Here is a 20,666-nt window from a genome sequence, read left to right on the forward strand (position 1 = left end):
GTCGTGGCCATACGGGGGCCACCGGCCCCGGAGGGGGTCCGGTCACGGACCCGGCAGAGGCGGCCGCCTGGGGGCGCCGACTCTTCGGCTGACCGGCTGGATATCGCCGACGGCCAGTTGGGCATTTGGCATCCGATATGGGACAAATCCAGGACTCCTGCAACCCAAAGAATTTCAGGACGGAAAGACGCTGGCCAAGGCGGCGATTCGCGCCAACTCCGCATCTGTATACGAACTTTGGACGCATGGAACTCGCCGACCCTGGATAGCGATGCGCTCAGACCGCACGGCTCCTGAGGCCGGGGGCCTGAGCCGTGCGAGGCTGCTGCGCCCGGGCGTGATTCCCACAACCGAAGGGTTCCTCCACCGTGCAACCGGCCCAAGAGTTCGGCGACAACCCCGTCGAGGTACGAGAAACCGGGCACTACACCGAGGAGTACGTCCCCAGCTTCGTCGAGAAATGGGACTCACTCATAGATTGGGAGAAGAGAGCAGAGAGCGAAGGTAATTTCTTCATCGACCTGCTGCGTAAGTGGGGCGTGAAGAGCGTGCTCGACGTCGCCACGGGGACCGGCTTTCACTCCGTGCGGCTGCTGTCGGCCGGATTCGAAACAGTAAGTGCGGACGGCAGCGCGGAAATGCTGGCGATGGCCTTCGAGAACGGCACCAGGCAGGGGGGCCATATCCTGCGCGTCGTCCAGGCGGACTGGCGCTGGCTCAACAGGGACGTCCACGGTGAGTACGACGCCATCGTCTGCCTCGGCAACTCCTTCACGCATCTCTTCTCGGAGCGCGACCGGCGCAAGGCACTGGCCGAGTTCTACGCAATGCTCAAGCACGACGGAATCCTCGTTCTGGACCAGCGCAATTACGATGCGATTCTGGACGATGGGTACACCAGCAAGCACACGTATTACTACTGTGGTGACGACGTCACCGTGGAGCCGGAGTATGTCGACGAGGGTTTGTGCCGCATGCGATACAGCTTCCCGGACGACTCCGTGTATCACCTCAATATGTTCCCTCTGCGGAAGGAATACGCCCGTCGGCTCATGTCCGACGTAGGCTTCCAGCGCATCCAGACCTACGGCGACTTCCAGCACACCTACCGGGGTGAGCAGCCGGACTTCTTCGTGCATGTGGCGGAGAAGGAATACCGGATGGATGACGAGAAGGAGGGGCGATACACCGGTGCGGTCAGCACCGCCCGCAGTTACTACAACTCGTCTGACGCCGACACCTTCTATGCCACGGTGTGGGGCGGCGAGGATATCCATATCGGCCTCTACGAGCGCCCCGGGGAGCCCATCGCGGACGCCAGCCGCCGTACCGTCCAGCGGATGGCCTCGAAGCTGGAGCTGACACCGGAGTCCGTGGTGCTCGACCTCGGCTCGGGCTACGGCGGTTCGGCACGGTATCTGGCCGAGACGTACGGCTGCCGGGTCCTCGCCCTCAACCTCAGCGAGGTGGAGAACCGGCGGCACAAGGAGTTCAACTCGGCCCGCGGTCTCACCGGCCGGATCGACGTCATGGACGGGTCGTTCGAGGACATCCCGTACCCGGACGCCTCGGTCGATGTCGTCTGGTCCCAGGACGCTTTCCTGCACAGCGGAAACCGCGTCCAGGTGCTGGCGGAGATCGCCCGGGTGCTGCGGCCGGGCGGCCGTCTCATCTTCACCGACCCGATGGCGGCGGACGGCTGCCCCATAGGTGTTCTGCAGCCGATTCTCGACCGCATTCACCTGGACGACATGGGCTCACCCGCCTTCTACGCACGCGAGCTGACCCGGCTCGGCTTCACCGCCGTCGAAGGCGGCTTCGAGGAGCACCGCGAGCAGCTGGTGACCCACTACACGCGCGTCCTTGAGGAGACCCGACACCAGGAGGCCGAAGGGCTGGCCAGGAAGGTCAGCCACGAGTACCTCGCCCAGATGAAAAAGGGCCTCGGCCACTGGATCGACGGCGGCCGCAACGAGGACATCACCTGGGGAATCTTCCATTTCAGGCGCCGCGACAACGGCTAGCCGCCGAAGATCGCCGGGATGAAGAAGGTGTCCCTGACGCGGGCGGGGAACGGTTGGCGCCACACTCGACGAGCTCCGCCGAGGACGTACCCCGCCGGCGAGGCGTTACGACCCGCGTGCCGCCTCTCCGATCGTCACGTACTGCGGCTTCTGGCCCTCGCCGTTCAGCCCAGGTCGGACATGTCGAGTACGAAGCGGTAGCGGACATCGTTGCGCCGGAGACGGTCGAGGGCCTCGTTCACACGCGCCGACGGGAACAGCTCGATGTCGGCGGTGATGCCGTGCCTGGCGCAGAAGTCCAGCATGGTGGCGGTCGCGAGCCTGCCGCCGCTGCCCGCGGAACTGAGTCTCTTGCGCCCCACGAGCAGGTCGGTGGTCTCCACGGTGATGGATCCGAGGTGGCCGAGGTGGCTGAGCGTGCCGTCCATGGCGACCAGGCGCAGATAAGGGCCGAGGTCGTGCGGAGCGGAGATGGTGTCGATGACGACGTCGAACCGGTCGCGGGCGTCGGCCATCTGTTCCGGGTCCGTGGAGACGATGAGACCGTGGGCGCCGAGACGACGAACGTCGTTGGCCTTGTCCGGTGAGCGGCTGACAACCGAGGTGTCGGCGCCGAGCGCCACGGCGATCTTGACCGCGAGGTGGCCCAGGCCGCCCAGTCCTGCCACGGCGACGCGGGTTCCCGGCCCCACACCGAGGGCGTGCAGCGGTTCCCAGACAGTGATCCCGGCACACAGCAGAGGAGCAGCGGCGGCCGGATCCAGACCGGCGGGAAGAGGGTAGGCGAACCGGTCGCGGACGACGTACTCGCGGGAGTAGCCCCCCAGAGTGGTCGATCCGTCGTGTCGGTCGACGCCGTCGTAGGTCAGGGTCGGGAAGGCATGGCAGAAGTTCTCCTGGCCGGCCCGGCACATGGCGCACTCGCCACACGAATCGACGATGTTGCCCACCGCGACCTGGTCGCCGACGGTGAAGTGAGTGACGGCGGGTCCGGTCTCCGTCACCACGCCCGTGAACTCGTGCCCCGGCACCAGGGGCCGGCTTCCTTCGCCGTCCCGGGCGCTGACGGCGTGCAGATCGGTGTGGCAGACACCGCAGTAGTCCACCCGGACCGCGAGGTCGTCGGGGCGCAGGTCGCGCCGTTCGAGTGGCGTCCGCCGTAGCGTCGTCGACGAACGTTCCACCTGCCAGCCAACGGTGTTCCTCATGACGTCTCCCCATAGACAGACTGGTTGGTCTATTTCAGAGTAGGGTCATCTGACACCCCAGGCAAACCAACTGTTCTGTTTGGTAGCGTGGGGACATGGCAGACCAGCCCCTGACCTCGCGCGGAGCTGCGACGTACCAACGCATCCTCGATGTGGCGACCCAGGAGTTCGCCGAGCATGGGATCGCCGGAGCGCGCGTCGAACGGATCGTGGCCGGCGCACGCACCAACAAGGCGCAGCTCTACGCCTACTTCGGCAGCAAGGAAGGGCTCTTCGACGCCATCTTCTTCGGCTCGCTGGAGCGGATCGTGAATGTCGTCCCGATCGACGCCGCCGACCTCGCGGACTGGGCGGTACGCCTCTACGACGAGTATCTCCGCCGCCCCGACCTCATCCGACTGGCCACCTGGGCACGCCTGGAGCGGCGCCCGGCCGGCCACCTGGTCGATGCCCCCGACCGCCTCGACGACCACAAACTGCGCGCCATCGCCGAGGCCCAAGCTGCCGGCCTGGTACGCCAGGGAGACCCGTTCGACGTCATGGCCGTGGTTATCGCCATGTCCATGGCCTGGTCACCGGTCAGCAATGTCTACGCGGCGACCGCACAGGAGCCCCCCGAACTGCACGAGCGGCGTCGCGCCCTGCTCCGCGAGAGTGTTCACCGCGCCATGACGGCCGACTGATCGCCCCGTCCAGTCATCCGCGTGCCTTGCGGTGGTCGGCTCCGGGTCTGGGTCTGGGTCTGGGTCCGGGTCTGGGGGAGGTCGTCGAACAAGGACGATGAGTTCTCGGCGCACGTCAGGTCTACACATCGTGAGCAGCCCTGCGACTTGGATGGGAGCGCGGCATGAGCAGTCGCGGATCTGATGGCGAGGCCAGTGCCTCGGAGCCGGAACTTGTGCATCTGGACCCGGCGACGACAGCGGTTGTCCGTGGTGTCGTCCCGATGGCCGGCCTGCGGGACTTCTTCGATGCTTCCTTCGGTGCCCTGGCCCGGGCCATCGAGGCGCAGCGAATCACCATGCTGAGCCCCGCCTTCGGCCTCTACCACGGGTCGCCGGGAGAGACCCTGGATCTGGAGGTCGGGTTCGTCACGGACCGGGCGGTGCGGCCGGAGGCCGGGGTCGTTCTCGGTTCCCTGCCCGGAGGCCGGGCCGCGCGGCTGACGCACTTCGGGTCCTTCGACGGTCTCGGGTCTTCCTGGGAACGGCTGCGCTCCTGGATGCAGACGCGGGGGCTGCCCGCCGGAGAGGACCGGTGGGAAACCTACGTCACGCGGCCCTCCCCGGACATGGACCCACGTGACCTGCGTACCGAACTCACCTGGCCAGTGGCGGACTGACACACCACCCTGGGAAGCGCCGACGCCGTACCGGTTTTCTGCCGTGCCCGTGCCCGTGGCCGTGGCCCGCACAGCGCTAGCGTGGGGCCCCATGATCGTACGTGCAGCAACTGATCCCGGATTCACGGGTGTTCGACGCTGAGAAGGTCGGCGAGACACTCATGGACATCAAGCCGGGGCTGCCCGGGACGGACAACTTCCAGCACTGGCCGCCGTGGCGGCCGCTCGTAGTCGAGACCGCCCGCCGCGTACTCGACTACACCGGCGGCACTCTGGTGATGCCCATGGCTGTCCTGGTCGAGCAGTACTGGCGCGAGATCAGCACGGGCCTCGCCCAACATGCCATTCCGGTACGGCACTTCGTCCTCCACGCTGACCAGGACACCCTCCGCGGGCGCATCGAGGGGGACACCGTTCTTGGACCCTCCCCGTTCCGCCTCAAATACCTCGAGCCCTACGCCGAGGCGGCCCCCGTACGTGGCTGCACGGCGAGGCCGAGGTCGTCGACACCACGCACCTCACGCCCGCCCAGGCCGCCCTGCAGATCGCAGAGGCCGTCAACGGTGTCGAGCAGCGCCGTTAGAGTCACCGGATGCACTCCTCTCCCGCCCGCCTCGTCCGTGAATTCCACCTTGCCTTCGGACTCGACGCTCGTACGACGCCCACCGAGGTCTCGCAGGAACTCGCCGCCCACCGCGGGGAGTTGCTGGCCGAGGAGGCCGCCGAAGTGGCGGAAGTGTCCGTCACCGGCCCACTCGACAGGCTCGCGCACGAGTTGGCGGATGTCGTCTACGTCGCGTACGGCACCGCGCTCGTCCACGGCATCGACCTCGACGCGGTGATCGCCGAGATCCATCGCGCCAATATGACGAAGCTGGGTCCCGACGGGCGGGTCAGCCGACGGGCCGACGGGAAGGTCCTCAAGGGGGATCACTACCGGGCACCGGATGTGTCGGAGGTCCTGCGTCGGCAGGGCTGGGAGGAGAGGGAGCCGCTTTCGGTGCGCGAGCACACCGACAGCTGATCGGGGCGGCCCCGCGCAGTGACAAGCCCGTCGTGGTCGGCGAGGTCGCCGCGTTTCCCCTCTGTCCGCTCATGGTAGAAGTCGGTTGCGCGCATGCATGCGCATACAACTGAGGGGGGAGCAACGTGGCACGCAATGAGATCGGCGGCCGGTTAGGGGAGGAATTCTTCACCCCCGGCAGTTCGTCCTTCACGGAGTTTCTGACCGCTCACCGGCCGGACATGCTGAGTACGCGGCGGCTCCTCCCCGAGGGCGTGCGGGCCGCACCCGACCAGTTTCCGCACGGCACCACGGTGCTCGCTCTCACCTACCGCGACGGCGTCATGATCGCCGGTGACCGCAGGGCCACGATGGGGAACCTCATCGCGCAGCGCGACCTGGAGAAGGTGCATCCCGCGGACGACTACACCGCGGTGGCCTTCGCGGGCACCGTAGGGCTCGCGGTGGACATGGTGAAGCTCTATCAGGTCGAGCTGACGCACTTCGAGAAGATCGAGGGCACCCCGATGACCCTCAACGCGAAGGCGACCCGGCTGGCCGGCATGATCCGGCAGAACCTCGGCCAGGCCATGCAGGGCCTCGCCGTGGTGCCCCTGCTCGTCGGCTACGACGACAAGGCCCCCGACGGTGAGAACGGACGAATCTTCAGTTTCGACGTCACCGGAGGCCCTTACGAGAAGCCGCACTTCCACGCCGAGGGCTCCGGCTCCCCCTACGCCCGGGGCGCGCTGAAGAAGCTGTTCCGGGAGGGCATGTCCCGACGCGAGGCGGCCCTGGCCGCGCTCCAGGCTCTCTACGACGCGGCCGACGACGACTCCGCGACCGGCGGTCCGGACATCAGCCGCCGGATCTACCCCATCGTGTCGGTCATCACCGAGGAAGGCTTCGAACGGCTGCCCGGGTCGGAGACGGCGGAGCTGAGCCGCGAGATGGTCGAGCAGCGCCGGAGCCGGCCGGACGGACCGGCCGCCGCGGCCCTTTGACCGGTCGGCGCAGTCCTTGACCGACCGGCGCGGTCCTTTTGGCTGACCTCTTCGCAGCCCCTTGGCCGACCGTCGCCGCCCGGATATTCGGATGCGCGACGACCCCCGCCACCCGCACGATCGGCAGGTTGTTCCTCTGCAAGCCGCCGTTTGCCGAGACTCCGCCGCGCCGATCCGGGAGGCCCCATGCTCCACCGCGTCACCGTCCCCACCCTCTTTCCGCCCCCGACCTACTCCCACGCCTCCGTGGTCGAGGCAGGCACCCGCCTCGCGTTCCTCGCCGGGTCCGTCCCGCTCGACGCCGACGGAAAGATCGTCGGCGCGGGCGACCCCGTACGGCAGGCCGAGCAGGTCATCGCCAACCTCTGCGAGCAACTACGCGCCATCGGGAGCGACTTGGGGCACGTCGCGTACACCGACGTGTACGTCGTGACGAGCGAGCCCGCCGTGCTCTCTCAGGTCTGGGACGTCGTGGAGGCCTCCGGTCTCAGCACCGGCCCGCACTCGTCGACACTCCTCGGCGTCGCCTGCCTCGGCTACACGGGTCAGCTCGTGGAGATCACCGCCACGGCCGTCGTGCCCGAACCGGGCACTCAGGCCTAGGGTCACCCCATGCTGATGGAACACCGCGGGCGGCGCCCCGTCGTCCCCGCCTCCGCCTACGTCGCGCCGAGCGCCGTCCTCTGTGGGGCCGTCACCCTGGGCGAAGGCGCCCGCGTGCTGCACGGTGCCGTACTCACCGCCGAGGACGGCGAGGTACGCATCGGTGCGAACGTCGTCGTCATGGAGAACGCGCTCGTACGGGGCCGGGCACGGCACCCCGCGATCATCGGCGATGCCGTGCTCATCGGCCCGCGCGCCCACATCAACGGCGCCCGTATCGAGGACGAGGTGTTCGTGGCCACCGGCGCCTCGGCGTTCCCCGGAGCCGTCGCGGGCGCCGGTTCGGAGCTGCGGATCAACTGCGTGCTCCACGTCAATTCCGTACTCCCGCCCGGCACCGTCGTACCCATCGGATGGGTCGCCGCAGGGGCCCCGGAAGCACAGCTCTTCCCACCCGACCGGCATGACGAACTCTGGGAGGTGCAAAGGGAGTTGGACTTTCCGGGAACCGTCTACGGTGTCCCGCGCGGCACTCCGATGCGGGAGATCATGGCCCGCCAGGCGGACTACTTCGGCGCCCACCTCGGCGATCAGCCGTTGGATGAGCCGCCGCCGACCGCCCCGTAGAAGGTCTTCACACGCCTGGCCCCGGTGATCCTGGCCCTGGTCCTGCCCCCGGTCCTGGCTTTGCCCCGGGCCGCCAAGTCCGCCTCTTGGGCAGCGGTTTCGCGTAGCTGCCCGCCCGGCTCGTCGTCAGCCCCAGGTTGACCAGTGACTCGGCGAGTTTCACGGCCGCGGCGACCCCGTCGACGACCGGCAGCCCCAGCTTGTCCCCCACCAGCCGCTGGAGCCCCGTCATCCCGGCGCAGCCGAGCACGAGCACCTCCGCGCCGGCGTCACGGGCCTGTACGGCGGCGGCCACGAAGGCCTCCTCCGTGCGTTGTGTGTCGCCCAGGTCGAGTACGCCGAGCCCCGTACCCACGACGACGGCGCAGTTCTGGGCGACTCCCGCCGCGTGCAGACTGTCCTCGATCTGGCCGCGCGAGCGCTCCAGCGTGGTGACGACGCCGTAGCGACGCCCGAGCAGGCACGCGAGGTGGGCGGCGGCCTCGGTGATGTCGACGACGGGTACGTCCACGAGTTCCCGTACGCCCTCGCGCCCGTGCTCGCCGAAGCCCGCCATGACGACGGCGTCGTACGCGCCGTCGTATGTGCGCAGCGTGTCGATGACGGCCGCCGCGGAGAGGTAACTGTCGAGCCAGCCCTCTACGGACTCGGGTCCCCACGCCGGGGTCAGTCCGGTCACGGTGGTGCCCGGGCCTGCGGCGGCCCGGGCACCTCGCACGATCTCCTCGGTCATCTCCTGCGTCGTGTTGCAGTTGGTGACGACGATCCGCACGTTCAGCCCTCCGCCAGTTTCTCGCCGGAAGCGGAGGCAGAGGCCGAGGCGGAACCGGAGGCCGGCGGCTCCGGTTCGGCGGCGGCGCGTTCGGAGCGGCACAACACCATGTACAGTCCCGCGGCCATCGCCGTTCCGATGAACCACGAGTACGGGGCCACCGCGTTGAAGTCCTTGTCCAGCGCGAGGACCGCGGAGACCGCCGCCGAGGGCAGGAACGCCCACAGGGCCTTGGGGTTGACGCCCTTGCGGTAGTAGTACGGCGATCCCGGCTCGGCGTTGAAGAGCTGGTTGACGTCGATACGACCGCGCTTGACCCAGAAGTAGTCGAGCATGATCACACCGAACAGCGGTCCCAGGAAGGCGCCGAGGCCGCCGAGGAAGTAGTTGACGACCGTGGGGTTGGAGAAGAGGTTCCACGGGGTCACGACCAGCGCGGCCACCGTGCTGATCATGCCACCGACCTTGAAGGTGATCTTCTGCGGCCAGACGTTCGCCAGGTCGTACGCCGGTGAGACGAAGTTGGCGACGATGTTGACGCCCATGGTGGCGATCGCGAAGGTCAGCGCGCCGAGCACCAGCACCCAGGTGTTGCCGATCTCGGCGACGAGGTGGGCCGGGTCGGTGATGGCCTTGCCGAACACCTCGATGGAGCCCGCCGTGACGATGACCGACACGACCACGAAGGCGGTCGAGTTGATGGGCAGGCCCCAGAAGTTGCCGCGCTTGACGGTCTTGTAGCTGGGCGCGAAGCGCGAGAAGTCGCAGAAGTTGAGCATCAGCGTGCCGTACGTCGCGAGGACCAGCCCGATCGCGCCGAACCACTGCCGCCACTGCTCACCCGCGGATACCGGGTTCGGGGTCGAGGTGAGCGAGATTGTCCAGTCGGCCTTGGCGAGGATCCAGATGGCGAGCGCGATCATGACGATCCAGATGGCCGGGCCGCAGAAGTCCTGGAACTTCCTGACGGATTCCATGCCCTGGCTGATGATCATCGCCTGGACCAGCCACAGCGCGATGAACGACATCCAGCCCAGCCCGTGGAGGCCGAGGAAGGAGTTGTGGGTCCAGGACTCCAGGCCGGGCCACGCCGCGAGCAGCATGACGTTGACGGCGACGGATGCCAGGTAGGTCTGGATGCCGTACCACATGATGGCGATGACGGCCCTGATCAGCGCGGGGATGTTGGCACCCCAGACGCCGAAGCTGATGCGGCTGACGACGGGGAAGGGCACGCCGTGGCGCTGGCCGATCTTCCCCATCCAGTTCATGCCTATGTAGATCAGGACGAAGCCGACGAGCAGGGATGTGAAGACCTGCCATACGTTCATGCCGAGGACCAGCAGTCCCGCCGCGAAGGTGTAGTTGCCGAGGTTGTGGACGTCGGACATCCACATGGCGAAGAGGTCGAAGACCTTCCAGTTGCGCTTGCCGGCGGGTGCGAGGTCTTCGTTGGTGAGCCGGGGGTCGGGGACGAACTCGGTTTTGCCGGGGGCTGCTGTCGGGTCGGCGAGGGACACGAGACCTCCATGGAGCGAGGGGGCGGAGGACGGGGAGTGGGGGACGTGGGGGACGTGGGGGCTTGGGGACGTGGAGAGAGGCAGGCTTGGGGAAGCCTTTGGTATACCAAACTTGCGCCATAGTGCTCCCGCCAACGACATCCGGCAATGCCCGTACCGTTACGACTGGGTNCTTTGGTATACCAAACTTGCGCCATAGTGCTCCCGCCAACGACATCCGGCAATGCCCGTACCGTTACGACTGGGTAAAACAGCCACTGGCTCAGCGAGGATGGACTCATGACAACGGTGGAACCGCTGGGGGCCGTGCGTGAGCGGGTGCTGGCCACGCTGCGTCAGGAGATCATCACCGGTCGGCTTCGGCCCGGCGACCGGCTCGTCGAGCGCGAGCTGGCCGACCGCTTCGCGGTTTCCCGGGTCCCGGTCCGCGAGGCGATCCGGGCCCTGGTCGCCGAGGGCTTCGTCGTCTTCGCGACACCGCGCCGCACGGTCGTACGCCGACTGACCCCCACTGACGTCAAGGAACTCTTCGAGCTCCGCGAGGCCCTGGAGGTGTACGCCGCCGGTCTCGCCGCGCAGCGTGCCACACGGGCCGACCTCGCCGAACTGGAGGAGCTGCTCGACCGCGCGGCGATCGCGACCCGCGCCCAGGAAGCGGAGACGATCACCGAGATCAACACGCGCGTCCACGAACGCATCCTGGCGATGGCCGACAACACGCTGCTCGTCTCGGTCATGGAACCGGTCGGCGGCCGGATGCGCTGGCTCACCCACCAGAACGAGGAATGGCCCCGGCTCCTCGTCGAGCACCGCGATCTGTACGCCGCCATCGCCTCCGGCGACCCCGAACGCGCCCGCGCCCACGCCCTCACGCACGTCCAGGCCAACTACCGGGCGACGGTGCGCCAGCTCTTCGGCGACACCGAAGCCGGCACTGGATCCGGCACCGGATCCGACACCGGCCTCGAGGGACATGAGTAGGCAGGGCAGGGCGGGGCTGGGCGCTAGCGGGGCGCCGCGTACTTGTCCGTCGCCGCGACCAGTGCGTCCACGACGCCCGTCGCCCCGGCGTTGTGCCCCACGTCGTCGATCATGACCAGCTCACTCCCGGGCCAGGCCTGATGAAGGCGCCAGACGGTGCCGAGGAGGTTGCCGAAGTCGAGGCTGCCCTGGACGAGCGTGCCGGGGATGCCCTTCAGGAGGGGCGCGTCACGCAGAACGACGCCCTGGTCATTGCCTTCGCCGAGGAAGTGGTCGTTGCCGAAGTAGTGGGTGACGGTGCGCGCGAAGGACAGGCGGAACACGGGGTCCTCGTAGCGTGGGACGGAACGGGGCGGCGCGGGAGCGAAGGCCGTCTCCCAGTCGGTCCAGGCGCGGGCCGCCCTCGCCCGCAGGCCGGGATCGGGCGACTCGATCAGCCGGTTGTACGCCGCCGCGAGGTTGCCGTCGCGCTCGTCCTCGGGGACCAGCTCGAGGAACCGCTCGAAGGCCTCGGGGAAGATCTTCCCCAGCCCCCGGGTCAGCAAGGTCACTTCGCGGGAGGCGGCGGTGGCCACACCGGTGAGCACCAGCTCGGACACGGCTTCCGGATGCGTCTGCGCGTACCGCAGCCCGAGCACGGAACCCCACGACACACCCCACACCAGCCATCGGCCGATACCGAGATGGTCCCGCAGCAGCTCCAGGTCCGCGATCAGATGTGCGGTCGTGTTGACGCTCATGTCCGTCTCGTACGCGCTCGCGTGCGGCGTCGAGCGGCCGCAGCCGCGCTGGTCGAGCAGGACGATGCGGTACGCGGCCGGGTCGAAGTAGCGCCGGAAGCCGGGGTTGCAGCCCGAGCCGGGCCCGCCGTGCAGCATCACCGCGGGCTTGCCGCGCGGATTGCCGCACACCTCCCAGTACACGTGGTTGCCGTCACCGACGTCGAGCATGCCGTGGTCGTACGGTTCGATCTCCGGGTACAGGGGCATCGGGCGACCCTAGCCCGCGTACGGGCTGGTCGGAAGCCCTGCCGCCTCGGCGGCCGTACGCAGCACGGTCCGCAGCATCTCGGGCGTGAGTCGCCCGGTGAAGGTGTTGCGCTGGCTGACGTGGAAGCATCCGAAGAGCTCCACGGGCCTGTCCCCCTCCCCCGGGCTCTCCAGCCCCACCCGCGCGCCGTGGGAGAAGGCCGGCCGGGGCCGGGGCACGGTCCAGCCCGCCTCGGCGAACGCGGGCAGCGCGGCCTGCCACCCGAAGGCCCCGAGCACGACGACCGCCCGGAGGGTGGGCTTGAGCAGCCGTAGCTCGGTCACCAGCCAGGGGCGGCAGGTGTCGCGCTCCTTCGGGGTGGGCTTGTTGGCGGGCGGCGCGCAGTGCACGGGCGCGGTGACGCGCACGCCGTACAGCGTCAGCCCGTCGTCCGCGCTCACGGACGTCGGGCGCGACGCCAGCCCCACGTCGTGCAGCGCCGCGTACAGCACATCCCCGGACCGATCGCCCGTGAACATCCGCCCGGTCCGGTTTCCGCCGTGCGCCGCGGGAGCGAGCCCGACGACGAGCAGCGACGCGTCCGGCGGCCCGAAGCCAGGCACCGGGCGGCCCCAGTACGTCCAGTCGGCGAAGGCGGCCCGCTTGGTCCGGGCCACCTCCTCGCGCCAGCCGACCAGCCGCGGGCAGGCCCGGCACCGGGCGACACGCGCATCCAGCTCGGCCAGGCTCCGGTCCATACCCTCCACCGTAAGGAATGACCGCACGGAATGACCGTACGGAACGCTTTGAGCCACAGAACGGTGTGACCGGCGAAAAAGTGAGTAGTCCGGTGACGGGTGCTCACGTACGGTCATCCGCATGGGAACTCTGTGACAGCCCCGCGCCCGACCGCGTAGAGCTCTGCTCCGCCGTCGCGGCACTCACTCGTCCTCGCGAACCGTTCTGTCGGCATGGCCGAGAACAGGGGCTTTCACATGCGTGCGTTACCTTCCATGCATTCCATCCATTCCGAACACTCCTCACACTTCGCCCGTTCCTCCCAGCTTTCCTTGCACGGTGTCACCAAGCGGTACGGCGACCGCACCGTGCTCGACCAGGTTTCCTTCAGCCTCGCTCCCGGTGAGAAGGCCGGCGTAGTCGGTGACAACGGGGCCGGGAAGTCCACGCTGCTCCGGCTCCTCGCCGGCGAGGAGCGGCCCGACGTGGGTGAGCTGACCGTGGCCGCGCCCGGCGGGACCGGGTACCTCGCCCAGACGCTCGGCCTGCCGGCGGAGGCCACCGTCCAGGACGCCGTCGATCTGGCGCTGGCGGAGCTGCGTGCGCTCGAGTCGGCACTGCGGCGGACCGAGATCGCGCTGGCCGAAGCGACCTCGGACGCGGAGTTGGAGGATGCCCTCGCCGCGTACGCGCGGCTGACCGAGCAGTACGAGGCCCGCGACGGGTACGGCGCCGACGCTCGCGTGGATGCCGCGCTGCACGAGCTCGGTCTGCCGGGGCTGGCCAGGAACCGGCGGCTGGGGACACTCTCCGGCGGCGAGCGGTCGCGGCTGGCGCTGGCAGCGACGCTGGCGTCCCGGCCGGAGCTGCTGCTGCTCGACGAGCCCACCAACGACCTCGACGACCGGGCCGTCCGCTGGCTGGAGGAACATCTGCGGGCCCATCGCGGCACCGTCGTCGCGGTCACCCACGACCGGGTGTTCCTGGAGCGGATCACCACCACGGTCCTGGAGGTCGACGGCGGTCGCGTCTCCCGCCACGGCAACGGCTACGCCGGATACCGCGCCGCCAAGGCCGCCGAACGCCGACGGCGGCAGCAGCAGTACGACGAGTGGCGTGCGGAGCTCGACCGCAGCCGCAGGCTGGCCGAGGCAGGCGTCGCTCGCCTGGACGGCATCCCGCGCAAGATGCCGAAGGCCTGTTTCGGGCACGGCGGATTCCGGATGCGCGGGCGTGCCCACGGCGCGATGAGCCGTATCCGCAACGCCAAGGAGCGGGTGGAGCGGCTCACCGCGAATCCGGTCACGCCGCCGCCCGACCCGCTGTCCTTCACGGCCCGTATCGCCACGGCGGGTGGGGCCGGCGGGATGGGCGGGACTGGCGGGACGGGCGTGGCGCCGGCCGCGGAGCTCGACGGTGTGGTGGTGGAGGGCCGGCTGCATGTGCCGGAGCTCCGGCTCGGCCCGGCCGAGCGGCTGCTGGTCACCGGTCCCAACGGGGCGGGCAAGAGCACCTTGTTGCGGGTCCTGGCCGGGGAACTGCGGCCGGACGCGGGCGTGGTGGTCGTTCCGGGGCGTGTCGGACACCTGCGGCAGGAGGAGACGCCGTGGCCGCCGGGACTGACCGTGCTGGAGGCTTTCGCCCACGGCCGCCCCGGCGACCGGGACGAGCATGCCGACCGGCTGCTGTCGCTCGGCCTGTTCGAGCCGGAGGCGCTGCGGCTGCGCGTCGGGGAGCTGTCGTACGGACAGCGCCGCCGCATCGAGCTGGCCCGGCTGGTCAGTGAACCGGTGGACCTGCTTCTGCTGGACGAACCCACGAACCACCTCTCGCCGGCACTCGTGGAGGAGCTGGAGGCGGCGCTGGTCGCCTACACGGGCGCGCTGGTGCTGGTCACCCACGACCGTCGGATGCGCTCGCGGTTCACCGGGTCCCGGATGGAACTGCGCGAAGGTGCCGTGGCCGGCGGGCGGTGAACACTCGCCCGCCGCCCGTTCAGAGAAGGGGCGGAAGCCCTGAGCGGGAGCAGGGAGCCGGGAGCCGGGAGCAAGGGCTGGGAGCGGGCAGCCGGAACCGAAAAGGGTTCCGGCTGACCGCTCCCCGAGGGCTAAGGTCGAAGCATGGCTTCAGGGACTCAGGGGAACGGGGCGAAGGCCTCCGCCGCCGACACCGGCTCCGTCGGCGCGAGCGGCTGCGTGAGCGCGGACGGCTCCGCCGAGGCGGTGGCCGCCGCAAAGGCTGCCGCACCCGCGAACGGCGAGACCGTTCGCGTCGACAGCTGGATCTGGTCCGTTCGTCTCGTCAAGACTCGCTCGATGGGCGCCACCGCCTGCCGCGGCGGCCATGTCCGTGTGAACGGTGAGCGCGTCAAGCCAGCACACGCGGTCCGTGTCGGCGACGAGGTGCGGCTGCGCCACGGCGGCCGCGAACGGATCGTCGTCGTGAAGCGCCTGATCCGTAAGCGGGTGGGAGCCCCGGTCGCCGCCGAGTGCTACATCGACAACAGCCCACCACCCCCGCCCCGCGAAGCCGTCGCCCCCGCGGGCATCCGCGACCGCGGCACAGGCCGCCCCACCAAGCGCGACCGCCGCGAAATGGAACGGCTGCGCGGCCTCGCGGGCCCCGGCCCCTCCGGCACAGGACCTGGCCCCGGCCCCGGCCCCGGCCCCGGCACACCTTGACCTCGGCGGTCGAGCACGGGGGCCGTGCCGGCTGCCACCACCCGCCACGGCCCCCGTGCTCACGCCGGTCGTCGGCCCATGTGCTCACGACCGCCGTCGTATGAGCCGCAGCAGTTCGGCGTTGTGCCCCCGCCTGGCCCAGGCGATCAGGGAGAGCGGGACGATCAGGATGAGCGGAGTCGCCGCGTACTGCCCGTCGAAGACGGCGACCTGCGTGATGAACGCCCCCACCATCAGCGCACTCAACGACAGCGCCGCCACGGACGACAGCACGGGGATCAACAGCGCGACAGCGCCAAGCAGTTCAAGCACTCCGATGCTGTACATGCCCGCGCTGCCCCAGCCGATCTTTTCGAAGGGCTCGACCGCCGACGGGTGGGCGATCAGCTTGGGCAGCGCGCTCGCGAGGCCGTAGAACAGCGCGAGCACCACCTGCAGGGCGCGCAGCGCGATCCGGGCACGCCGGCCACGAGCGGTCGCGGACTCGGCGATGACGGTACCGGAGGTCGCGGAGGCGACGGCCGCGGCAGAGGCGGCGGAGCTGACGGAAGCGGTGCTCTCGGACATGGGGATCTCCTGTGTGAAGCGGTTCGCGTTGCTGTCACAGAGGCAGACCGGCCCGACGCCCGAAACTCATCGCCCGCGCCACAAGCCATACGCCGCCACAAGCCACACGCCGCTCCAAACCCCAAGCCGCACGCCGCACAGACTTCAGTGCCGAACGGCGAGAACCAACCTCACGCCCTCACAGGAACGACCCGCACCCACACCTCGTCCTCCGTCAGATACCGGTCCACCTTCAGTCCCGCCTCCGCCAGCGCCCCCTCGAACTGCTCCTTCGTGAGCGGGCGGGCAAGGAACGTCTGGGTCCACATCGCGTCCGGGAAGACATACTCCGCACGCACCGAGTTCACCCCGTCCCCGACCGGCTCCGAGGACACCACCCGGATCGTGAACTCGCTCGGATCGCCCCTCCCCGAGCCTTCGGCCGGGGATACCGCCATCGCCCTTCGCTCGCGCGGCAGATTCGTGTGGTAGTCCTCCCCCTCGCGCTGAATCAGCACGCACCCGTCGTCCGCGACATGGCTCCGGCACACATTCAGCATCCCGCGCCGCACCTCGACATCGCCGCTGTGCACCAAGAACGACGCGAGCGTCACCACGTCGAACTTCTCTCCCAGGTCGAGCGACTCGATGGGGCCGCATATCGTGCGCGCCCCACGCACCCGCTCCAGCATCTCGGCCGACTCGTCCACGGCCGTGACCGTGAACCCCCGCTCCAGCAGCGGATGCGTCATCCGCCCTACACCGCAGCCCAGTTCGAGGATGTGCGCGCCCGCGGGCACGGCCGCGGTGATGATGTCCGGCTCGCCCCACAGGGGCAGGCGCGAGTACAGCTCCACCGCGCAGCCGTCCGGTGTGATCGCTCCGGGCCCGGTCCCCTCGTATCCCTCACGCATCTCGATCGTCATACCCGTCCAACGGCCCGTTCCCGACGCCCCGTTCCCCCTCGCCGCCGTATCACCCGTTCGAGTTACCACGCGAACCAGCCATGGCCGCCGTACCAGTGACCGCCTGCCCGTAGGTGATCCCCGACGGCCCGCTGCACACCGGTATGCCTCGGCAGCCCCTCCACCGGCAGTTCCGGATCGCCGAAGACGAAGCCCAGGGGGCCCTTGTCGTCCGCTTGTGTCTCCTGGTAGGCGACCTGAAACCGCTCCTGGAAGCGGACGATGTTGGAGTCCGCCGGCAGATACCGCTTCAACTGCGGGTCGAGCAGCCAGGAGTGGCAGACCACCACCGTGTACCGCTCGTCCGGATAGTGCCGGGCGAAGAACTCCCGTGCCAGGCCCAGCGAGTAGTCGCAGGCCTCCGGCGACAGGGGCCCGCGGAAGTCGGCGATGTGCAGGCTCAGACAGAGGTCGCCCGGCCCGGTCTCGATGCCCGTGGCCGCGGCCGCCCGTCCCGTGCGCCCGCCGAGCCGCGCACGCTGGAACTGCAGGCGCCCCAACTGGTACAGCTCACCGTGGAAATGCAGGGCGAGCCACCATGGGACGAAGAGTCCGCAGGTGCCGAAACGCCGCCGGTGCACGGCCATGTGCCGGCCCAGATCCGCGAGGGTGCGCCGGGAGACCTCCTCCGGGATGCCCCGGGCCCGGTGGTACGCGCGCACGTACGGCAGCGCGGCGACGAAGACGAACGCGTGGAAATTACGGCCGAGAGGTCCCGTCGACTCGGGAAACGCGGGCGGCTCCCACCCCTTGCCGATCTCCCCCATGTCGCGCACGAACCGGCCGACGCACCGCCGCAGCAGCCTCATCGCCTCCGGATCCGCCGCCAACGCACCGCGCAGCGCGACGAGTTCATTGATGAACTCGTGCGGCACGGTCAGGTCGAGGAGTACGTCCGGCAGCTCGGCCGCACCCGGAAGGACCACATCCGGAAGGACGGCATCGGGAAGGACCACATCCGCGAGTGAAGCGGGATCGGGGTCCCCCCGGCCTGAGGCTGGAGGCGGGTCGCCCTCCCTCTCCAGGTCCCTCAGCCACTCGGCGAGCCTCTTGTCCGCCCGCAGCGCCTCCAGCAGCACAGCCCGCTCCCCCGTTCGTCCGCCATTGGTGACCGTGCACCACGAAGAGTACGTTTTCGAGTAGGAGGAGTGAGCCTGATGCGTACCGGCAGTGAACCCGCGACCGCACGCAGTGCGCTGCGCGCGCGCCTTTGGCTCAGTCTGTTGGGTCTGGTCTGGGCGATCGCGGGGACCGTGGCGTTCGCCCTGGTCGGCCGGCCCGGATGGGCAGCCGCCTTCGGGGCGCTGTGGCTGATCATCACGATCGATCTGGCGATGATCCTCCGGCACATCCGCCAGGGACCCCACTACCAGCCGGGACGCGATGTCCCGCCGTACCGGCCGCCGGACCCCAGGCTCTAGGAGCCTAGGCCCAGCACCTACTCGCCCCGGCCGTCACCGGCCCCCGGAAGGACCTCAGGAGTCAGGAGTCGAACCGGGCCGCGGCCAGATACTCCGGCTGCGGGTCCAGTGCCGCGGCGAGCCGGAAGTGGCGGATGGCCTGATGGGGGCGGCCCGAGCGCTCATAGGTGCGGGCCAGCGCGAAATGCGCGAACGCGTTGTCCGGCTCGCGCTCCAGCACGATCGTGAACTCCAGTTCGGCGGGCCGCAGTTGGGCGGCCGCGAAGAAGGCACGCGCACGCAGCAGCCGCGCCGCGGTGTTCTCCGGGTGCGCGGCGACGACTCCGTCGAGCAGCTTCACCGCGCCCCGCGGATCACGCGCGGCCAGCAACTGCTCGGCGGCGCGGAAGTCGATGACATGCGTCTCCGGAGTAGGTCCGGTGGAACCTCTGATCTCGGGCACGCCTGAGTCCTTCCCTCACTGCCCCCGTTCAACGCCCCGGTCGGGGCCCGCTATTCCAAGGGCGTCCGCTCCTGCGCCCGCCGCACCAGCTCCGCCCACACCTCTCGTACACGCCGCTCCAGTGTCTCCAGCGGTACGTCGTTGTCGATGACGATGTCCGCCGTCGCGAGGCGCTTCTCGCGGGTGGCCTGGGCTGCCATACGGGCGCGGGCCTCCTCCTCGGTCATCCCCCGCAGCCGTACGAGACGGTCGAGCTGGGTCTCCGGGGCGGCGTCGACGACCACGACGACGTCGTACAGCGGAGCGAGGCCGTTCTCTGCGAGCAGCGGGACGTCGTGCACGATGACGGATTCCTGCGCGGCGGCCTCTTCGAGTTCGCGGGAACGGGCGCCGACGAGGGGGTGCACGATCGAGTTCAGCACCGCGCGCCGCTCTGCGTCCGCGAAGACGATGGAACCGAGCTTCGGCCGGTCCAGGCTGCCGTCCGGGGCCAGCACGTCCTCCCCGAAGGCCTCGACGACCGCCGCCAGACCGGGAGTTCCCGGCTCGACGACCTCACGCGCGATCTTGTCGGCGTCGATCAGCACGGCACCGTGCTTCACCAGCAGCCGCGACACCTCGCTCTTGCCGGCGCCGATCCCGCCGGTCAGGCCCACCTTCAGCATGCTCGAAAGCTTAGGACCTGCCTCGGACAACGCCACCGACAGGGCAACCCCGGCGGCCCGGGGCGCCCCTACGCGTCGCCTTCCCGCTCCGCCAGGAAGCGCTCGAACTCGAGCCCGATCTCGTCCGCCGACGGGATGTCCGCGGGCTCGGCGAGCATGTTGCCCCGCGTCTCGGCGCCCGCGGCCGCGTCGTACTGGTGCTCCAGCCCCTGGACGAGCGAGACGAGTTCCTCGTCGCCCTCCTGGATCTGCCGGTCGATCTCGGTCTGGGTGCGGTGCGCCTCGGTGCGCAGGGAGTGCGCGATACCGGGCAGGACCAGGCCGGTAGCGGCGGTGATGGCTTCCAGGACGGTCAGTGCGGCGTCCGGGTACGGGGAGCGGGCGATGTAGTGCGGGACATGCGCGGCGACGCCCAGGACGTCGTGTCCGGCCTCCATGAGGCGGTACTCGACCAGCGCCTCGGCGCTGCCGGGCACCTGGGCCTCGTCGAAGGGGCTGCGGTGGCCGGGCACCAGTTCGTTGCGGTTGCCGTGCGGGGTCAGGCCGACGGGACGGGTGTGCGGGACGCCCATGGGGATGCCGTGGAAGTTGACGGACAGGCGGACGCCGAGCCGCTCCACGATCTGCTGGACGGCTGCCGCGAAGCGCTCCCACTCGACGTCCGGCTCGGGTCCGGAGAGGAGCAGGAAGGGGGCGCCTGTGGCGTCCTGGACGAGCCGGACGTCGAGCGTGGGCTCTTCGTAGTCGGTCCAGCGGTCGCGCTTGAACGTCAGCAGCGGGCGGCGGGCCCGGTAGTCCACGAGCCGGTCGTGGTCGAAGCGGGCGACGACCTGGTGGGGCAGCGAGCCGAGGAGCCGGTCGACGATCTGGTCGCCGGTCTCGCCCGCGTCGATGTATCCGTCGAAGTGGTAGAGCATGACAAGTCCCGCCGAGTCCTGCGCCAGCGCCATGTCGACGACGGCCAGGCCCTTCGGCTCCCATGCGTACAAACCCTGCGGATCAAGCACTGTGACCGCTCCTCCTCGTGTCCGTACTCGACAACGCGCTCTGGGACACGGGCATTCCCGGCTCACACCGCTTCCTGGCCCTCTTACTGGCTTTTCATCAGCACTGGCTTCTCATCAGCTGCGCCGGACCCTCCACGCGCGCGTGGAG

The 20,666-nt window shown here is 69.5% G+C and carries 22 protein-coding genes and 1 pseudogene; 12 read left to right on the top strand and 11 right to left on the bottom strand.

Features of this window, described 5'->3' with window-relative positions:
* Positions 1–368: 368 nt before the first annotated feature.
* Entirely contained in the window at positions 369–2,024 is a 1,656-nt protein-coding gene (locus FGD71_RS12435; protein WP_119100466.1) for a glycine/sarcosine N-methyltransferase, read from the top strand.
* Positions 2,025–2,188: 164 nt separating this feature from the next.
* On the opposite strand, the gene FGD71_RS12440 is transcribed toward FGD71_RS12435, so the two are convergent.
* A complete protein-coding gene (locus FGD71_RS12440) occupies positions 2,189–3,232 on the bottom strand; it encodes an NAD(P)-dependent alcohol dehydrogenase (RefSeq protein ID WP_119100467.1) in 1,044 nt (347 codons plus the stop codon).
* A gap of 95 nt (positions 3,233–3,327) precedes the next feature.
* On the opposite strand from FGD71_RS12440, the gene FGD71_RS12445 reads away from it, so the two are divergent.
* The 7 genes and pseudogenes from FGD71_RS12445 (at position 3,328) to FGD71_RS12475 (ending at position 7,811) form a co-directional block, all read left to right on the top strand.
* A complete protein-coding gene (locus FGD71_RS12445) occupies positions 3,328–3,915 on the top strand; it encodes a TetR/AcrR family transcriptional regulator (protein WP_119100468.1) in 588 nt (195 codons plus the stop codon).
* 164 nt (positions 3,916–4,079) lie between these two features.
* Positions 4,080–4,574 carry a GyrI-like domain-containing protein gene (locus FGD71_RS12450; RefSeq protein ID WP_119100469.1) on the top strand — a complete coding sequence of 165 codons (495 nt, stop codon included), beginning with the start codon at positions 4,080–4,082 and terminating at the stop codon, positions 4,572–4,574.
* A gap of 161 nt (positions 4,575–4,735) precedes the next feature.
* A pseudogene (locus FGD71_RS48760) lies at positions 4,736–5,157 on the top strand (ATP-binding protein).
* A gap of 9 nt (positions 5,158–5,166) precedes the next feature.
* The gene (locus tag FGD71_RS12460; protein WP_119100470.1) at positions 5,167–5,598 is read left to right on the top strand and encodes a pyrophosphohydrolase domain-containing protein; all 432 of its coding nucleotides are present in this window, start codon (positions 5,167–5,169) and stop codon (positions 5,596–5,598) included.
* 125 nt (positions 5,599–5,723) lie between these two features.
* Positions 5,724–6,581, top strand: coding sequence for a proteasome subunit beta (prcB, locus tag FGD71_RS12465; RefSeq protein ID WP_119100471.1), 858 nt, complete (start codon positions 5,724–5,726; stop codon positions 6,579–6,581).
* A gap of 186 nt (positions 6,582–6,767) precedes the next feature.
* Entirely contained in the window at positions 6,768–7,184 is a 417-nt protein-coding gene (locus FGD71_RS12470) for a RidA family protein (RefSeq protein ID WP_119100472.1), read from the top strand.
* A 9-nt stretch (positions 7,185–7,193) separates the two neighbouring features.
* Positions 7,194–7,811 carry a gamma carbonic anhydrase family protein gene (locus FGD71_RS12475; protein WP_119100473.1) on the top strand — a complete coding sequence of 206 codons (618 nt, stop codon included), beginning with the start codon at positions 7,194–7,196 and terminating at the stop codon, positions 7,809–7,811.
* Between the two features lie 7 nt (positions 7,812–7,818).
* Here the strand turns inward: FGD71_RS12475 and FGD71_RS12480 are convergent, their stop codons facing one another.
* Both FGD71_RS12480 and FGD71_RS12485 read right to left on the bottom strand, forming a co-directional pair.
* A complete protein-coding gene (locus FGD71_RS12480; protein WP_119100474.1) occupies positions 7,819–8,583 on the bottom strand; it encodes an aspartate/glutamate racemase family protein in 765 nt (254 codons plus the stop codon).
* A gap of 2 nt (positions 8,584–8,585) precedes the next feature.
* On the bottom strand, positions 8,586–10,103 hold the full coding sequence (locus FGD71_RS12485) for an NCS1 family nucleobase:cation symporter-1 (protein ID WP_119100475.1): 1,518 nt from the start codon (positions 10,101–10,103) through the stop codon (positions 8,586–8,588).
* Positions 10,104–10,382: 279 nt separating this feature from the next.
* Between FGD71_RS12485 and FGD71_RS12490 the strand changes: the two genes are divergently transcribed.
* A complete protein-coding gene (locus FGD71_RS12490) occupies positions 10,383–11,084 on the top strand; it encodes a GntR family transcriptional regulator (protein WP_119100476.1) in 702 nt (233 codons plus the stop codon).
* Between the two features lie 23 nt (positions 11,085–11,107).
* Here the strand turns inward: FGD71_RS12490 and pip are convergent, their stop codons facing one another.
* Both pip and FGD71_RS12500 read right to left on the bottom strand, forming a co-directional pair.
* Positions 11,108–12,073, bottom strand: a complete 966-nt coding sequence (gene pip / locus FGD71_RS12495) for a prolyl aminopeptidase (protein ID WP_119100477.1) — start codon at positions 12,071–12,073, stop codon at positions 11,108–11,110.
* 9 nt (positions 12,074–12,082) lie between these two features.
* Complete coding sequence (locus tag FGD71_RS12500) at positions 12,083–12,811, bottom strand: uracil-DNA glycosylase (RefSeq protein ID WP_119100478.1); 729 nt, start codon at positions 12,809–12,811, stop codon at positions 12,083–12,085.
* A 255-nt stretch (positions 12,812–13,066) separates the two neighbouring features.
* Between FGD71_RS12500 and FGD71_RS12505 the strand changes: the two genes are divergently transcribed.
* Together FGD71_RS12505 and FGD71_RS12510 are read left to right on the top strand one after the other, a co-directional pair.
* Positions 13,067–14,767, top strand: a complete 1,701-nt coding sequence (locus FGD71_RS12505) for a TlrC/CarA/OleB/SrmB family ABC-F type ribosomal protection protein (RefSeq protein ID WP_119100479.1) — start codon at positions 13,067–13,069, stop codon at positions 14,765–14,767.
* A gap of 144 nt (positions 14,768–14,911) precedes the next feature.
* On the top strand, positions 14,912–15,472 hold the full coding sequence (locus FGD71_RS12510) for an RNA-binding S4 domain-containing protein (protein ID WP_119100480.1): 561 nt from the start codon (positions 14,912–14,914) through the stop codon (positions 15,470–15,472).
* Positions 15,473–15,556: 84 nt separating this feature from the next.
* On the opposite strand, the gene FGD71_RS12515 is transcribed toward FGD71_RS12510, so the two are convergent.
* The 3 genes from FGD71_RS12515 to FGD71_RS12525 all read right to left on the bottom strand — a co-directional run bounded on the left by FGD71_RS12515 (position 15,557) and on the right by FGD71_RS12525 (position 18,062).
* Positions 15,557–16,039 carry a DoxX family protein gene (locus FGD71_RS12515; protein ID WP_119100481.1) on the bottom strand — a complete coding sequence of 161 codons (483 nt, stop codon included), beginning with the start codon at positions 16,037–16,039 and terminating at the stop codon, positions 15,557–15,559.
* Positions 16,040–16,209: 170 nt separating this feature from the next.
* Positions 16,210–16,944, bottom strand: coding sequence for a class I SAM-dependent methyltransferase (locus tag FGD71_RS12520; protein ID WP_240436549.1), 735 nt, complete (start codon positions 16,942–16,944; stop codon positions 16,210–16,212).
* A 62-nt stretch (positions 16,945–17,006) separates the two neighbouring features.
* Positions 17,007–18,062: an acyltransferase domain-containing protein gene (locus tag FGD71_RS12525; protein ID WP_119100482.1), complete on the bottom strand. Its 1,056-nt coding sequence runs from the start codon at positions 18,060–18,062 to the stop codon at positions 17,007–17,009.
* A gap of 78 nt (positions 18,063–18,140) precedes the next feature.
* Here FGD71_RS12525 and FGD71_RS12530 point away from each other — a divergent pair, with 78 nt between their 5' ends.
* Positions 18,141–18,404: a DUF6343 family protein gene (locus FGD71_RS12530; RefSeq protein WP_119100483.1), complete on the top strand. Its 264-nt coding sequence runs from the start codon at positions 18,141–18,143 to the stop codon at positions 18,402–18,404.
* Positions 18,405–18,465: 61 nt separating this feature from the next.
* Here FGD71_RS12530 and FGD71_RS12535 read toward each other — a convergent pair whose 3' ends face one another.
* The 3 genes from FGD71_RS12535 to FGD71_RS12545 form a co-directional block, all read right to left on the bottom strand.
* On the bottom strand, positions 18,466–18,846 hold the full coding sequence (locus FGD71_RS12535) for a tetratricopeptide repeat protein (protein ID WP_119100484.1): 381 nt from the start codon (positions 18,844–18,846) through the stop codon (positions 18,466–18,468).
* 50 nt (positions 18,847–18,896) lie between these two features.
* On the bottom strand, positions 18,897–19,511 hold the full coding sequence (gene coaE / locus FGD71_RS12540; RefSeq protein WP_119100485.1) for a dephospho-CoA kinase: 615 nt from the start codon (positions 19,509–19,511) through the stop codon (positions 18,897–18,899).
* A gap of 68 nt (positions 19,512–19,579) precedes the next feature.
* Positions 19,580–20,518, bottom strand: coding sequence for a PAC2 family protein (locus FGD71_RS12545; RefSeq protein WP_119100486.1), 939 nt, complete (start codon positions 20,516–20,518; stop codon positions 19,580–19,582).
* Positions 20,519–20,666 lie beyond the last annotated feature (148 nt).

The organism is Streptomyces sporangiiformans (assembly GCF_005768555.2).
In the GTDB taxonomy this organism is placed as follows: domain Bacteria; phylum Actinomycetota; class Actinomycetes; order Streptomycetales; family Streptomycetaceae; genus Streptomyces; species Streptomyces sporangiiformans.

Excerpts from the sequence above, each read along its gene's own strand:
- FGD71_RS12450 (WP_119100469.1), top strand. The coding sequence starts at position 4,080 with ATGAGCAGTCGCGGATCTGATGGCGAGGCCAGTGCCTCGGAGCCGGAA.
- coaE (WP_119100485.1), bottom strand. The coding sequence starts at position 19,511 with ATGCTGAAGGTGGGCCTGACCGGCGGGATCGGCGCCGGCAAGAGCGAG.
- FGD71_RS12515 (WP_119100481.1), bottom strand. The coding sequence starts at position 16,039 with ATGTCCGAGAGCACCGCTTCCGTCAGCTCCGCCGCCTCTGCCGCGGCC.
- FGD71_RS12510 (WP_119100480.1), top strand. The coding sequence starts at position 14,912 with ATGGCTTCAGGGACTCAGGGGAACGGGGCGAAGGCCTCCGCCGCCGAC.
- FGD71_RS12445 (WP_119100468.1), top strand. The coding sequence starts at position 3,328 with ATGGCAGACCAGCCCCTGACCTCGCGCGGAGCTGCGACGTACCAACGC.
- FGD71_RS12440 (WP_119100467.1), bottom strand. The coding sequence starts at position 3,232 with ATGAGGAACACCGTTGGCTGGCAGGTGGAACGTTCGTCGACGACGCTA.
- FGD71_RS12505 (WP_119100479.1), top strand. The coding sequence starts at position 13,067 with ATGCATTCCATCCATTCCGAACACTCCTCACACTTCGCCCGTTCCTCC.
- FGD71_RS12520 (WP_240436549.1), bottom strand. The coding sequence starts at position 16,944 with ATGACGATCGAGATGCGTGAGGGATACGAGGGGACCGGGCCCGGAGCG.
- pip (WP_119100477.1), bottom strand. The coding sequence starts at position 12,073 with ATGCCCCTGTACCCGGAGATCGAACCGTACGACCACGGCATGCTCGAC.
- FGD71_RS12490 (WP_119100476.1), top strand. The coding sequence starts at position 10,383 with ATGACAACGGTGGAACCGCTGGGGGCCGTGCGTGAGCGGGTGCTGGCC.
- FGD71_RS12470 (WP_119100472.1), top strand. The coding sequence starts at position 6,768 with ATGCTCCACCGCGTCACCGTCCCCACCCTCTTTCCGCCCCCGACCTAC.
- FGD71_RS12460 (WP_119100470.1), top strand. The coding sequence starts at position 5,167 with ATGCACTCCTCTCCCGCCCGCCTCGTCCGTGAATTCCACCTTGCCTTC.
- FGD71_RS12500 (WP_119100478.1), bottom strand. The coding sequence starts at position 12,811 with ATGGACCGGAGCCTGGCCGAGCTGGATGCGCGTGTCGCCCGGTGCCGG.
- FGD71_RS12530 (WP_119100483.1), top strand. The coding sequence starts at position 18,141 with ATGCGTACCGGCAGTGAACCCGCGACCGCACGCAGTGCGCTGCGCGCG.
- FGD71_RS12475 (WP_119100473.1), top strand. The coding sequence starts at position 7,194 with ATGCTGATGGAACACCGCGGGCGGCGCCCCGTCGTCCCCGCCTCCGCC.